At 66.3% G+C, this 2,562-nt stretch carries 1 protein-coding gene; it reads right to left on the minus strand.

What is annotated here, in order from left to right:
* A partial coding sequence (locus A5686_RS22435; protein ID WP_231986460.1) for a condensation domain-containing protein occupies nucleotides 1-2,562 on the minus strand: 2,562 nt, incomplete at both ends.

The following is a 2,562-nucleotide window of genomic DNA, read 5'->3' on the forward strand; positions in this document are numbered from 1 at the left end:
CCGGCCAGCACCGCACGCCAGGCCGCGCGGGCGGCCTGAAGGTCACGACCGGCCAGCCAGCTGACAAACCGGCGATACGGCACCGGCGCGGGCAGCCGCTGACCGCGGTAGCTGGCAAAGATTTCGCCCAGCAAAATCGGCAGCGACCACCCGTCGAGCGCGATGTGATGATTGGTCAACACAATGCGGTGCTGCTCGTGCGCGGTACGCACCAACGCCACCCGAAGCGGCGGCTCATCGGCAAGGGCGCACACCGCGGCACGCTCGGCCGCACACAGCCACTCCACCCCCTGCTCGACATCGCCGGCCTTCAGCTCGGCGTAGCGCCAGGGCACCTCGGGATTCGCCGGGATGACCTGGACCGGCTGATCGAAATGCTCGACATACCGGGCCGCCAGATGAGGATGACGCGCCACCACGGCCTGCACCGCATCGCGCAGCCGGTCTGGATCTAGCCGACCACGCACCGTGATCCCCAACTGCACCGCATACACCTCATCACCCAAGTGCTGGGCGGCTCGGGCATGAAACAACAACCCCTGCTGCAGCGGAGTCAGCGGCAACACATCAGCAACCCGGTAGCGCCGCTGCAGCTGGTCAATCTGCTGCTGGTCAAGACGCGCCGGCACAATGTCCGAAGGCGTCAATCCGCCCCCGCCACCACGCACATGCGCACAAATGCCGGCCAGGGCCTCAAACCAGAACTGGCTCAACCGACTGACCTGCGCATGATCCAGCGCTGAAGGCGCCCAGGTCCAGTTGGCATGCAGCTGAGGACCGACCTCGGTATCGACAGCGCCCGCATTGAGTTCCACGGTGTGCGCCAACGGCATTGAAATCCGCGCCGCAACACCGGCCACCGACAACCCCTCTGAACTGACCTGCCACACCTGCCCAAAGCCATCGGCCGCCGGCGCGGCCAACCGCCCCAAATAGTTGAACCCGATCGCCGGATCCGGCCCACCCAGATCAACCTCAGCGTTCAGATAACGCAACAGCCCATAGCTCAATCCGTCCGGATGAGCGCGAAGCTGTTCCTTAACGTTTTTGACCAGCCCACCCAGCGGCGGCGCACCGGCGATCACCTGCGCCCAGTCCAACCCGCCGACCGCCAACGACACCGGATACTTCGCGGTGAACCATCCCACCGTGCGCGACAAATCCACGTCGGCGCCCAGCTCCTCGTGGCGGCCATGACCCTCCACGTCGATCCCAATCGAGGCGCCATCGCCGCCCAAGAACTGTGTGCACGCCAAACCGAAGGCGATCAACAAGATGTCCTGGATGCCGGCGTGGAACGCCGCCGGCACCGCACCAAGCAGCAGCCGGGTCGTCTCAACATCCAGCTGCACCGACAAATGCCCAGCCGTGGCGAACGTATCCACCGAAGGTTGCACCGACGGCAACACCGCGGGCGTCTCCACCACCTGCCGCCACACCTCGGCCTGCGCTATCACCCCCGGATCGTGTGCATGCTCGACCAGCAACGCAGCCCACCGGCCAAACGATGTGCCGCCCACCGGCAACACCACCGCCTGCCCGCTACGGTGCTGCGCCCAGGCAATATTGAGGTCTTCCAACAGGATTCGCCACGACACCCCATCAATGGCGAGGTGATGGACGATCAACGCCAACTGCCCCGTATCGCGCGCCCACACCGCACGCACCATCACCCCGGCCGCCGGGTCCAACCCCGAGCGCGCCGCAATCAACACCGCATCCGACAGCGCGTCCACCGATTGCACGCATGCACGCGCATCCACCGACCCCGCCCGCGACACAGTCAGCGACCAATCCTCACCGACGCAAGACCGCAACATGGCATGCCGATCCAGCAATGCCTGCACCACCACGACCACGTCGGCCTCGCTCACCCCCACTGGAGCCTGCACCACCATCGTCTGGTTGAACTGCTCCACCGCCCCCGCAACCCCGGCCAACCACCGCATGATCGGCGTCGCCACCACCGACGCGTCACCCTCATCAGCTGGGCCGTGCGCGCCGCTGGGCTCCGCGACCACCGCCGCCAGCCGCGCCACGGTCTGCTCGACGAAAATGTCGCGCGGCCGACACACCAGCCCGGCGATCCTGGCCCTGGCCACCACCTGGATAGCCGAAATGGAATCACCGCCCAGCTCGAAGAAGGAATCATCGACCCCAACCCGCTCCAACCCCAGGACCTGGGCATAAATGCCGGCCAGCATCTCCTCGGTGGGCGTGGCCGGGGCCCGGTAACGATCACCCTCGCCGTAATCCGGCGCCGGCAGAGCCTGTTTGTCGATTTTGCCGTTGACCGACAACGGCAACTTTTCAACTACCACCACCGCTGCCGGCACCATATATTCCGGCAGCCGCTCGGCCAGCGCGGCGCGGATCCCGCGCGGATTCGCCGTCCCGGTGACATAGCCGACCAGCCGCCTATCCCCCGGCCGGTCCTCGCGGGCGATCACCACCGCCTGTTGCACCCCGGTCAACGCACCAAGCGCCGCCTGAATCTCACCCAGCTCGATCCGATACCCGCGGATCTTGACCTGCTCATCAGCACGACCCACATACTCGAGC

Source organism: Mycobacterium sp. E2479 (assembly GCF_001667925.1).
Classification (GTDB): domain Bacteria; phylum Actinomycetota; class Actinomycetes; order Mycobacteriales; family Mycobacteriaceae; genus Mycobacterium.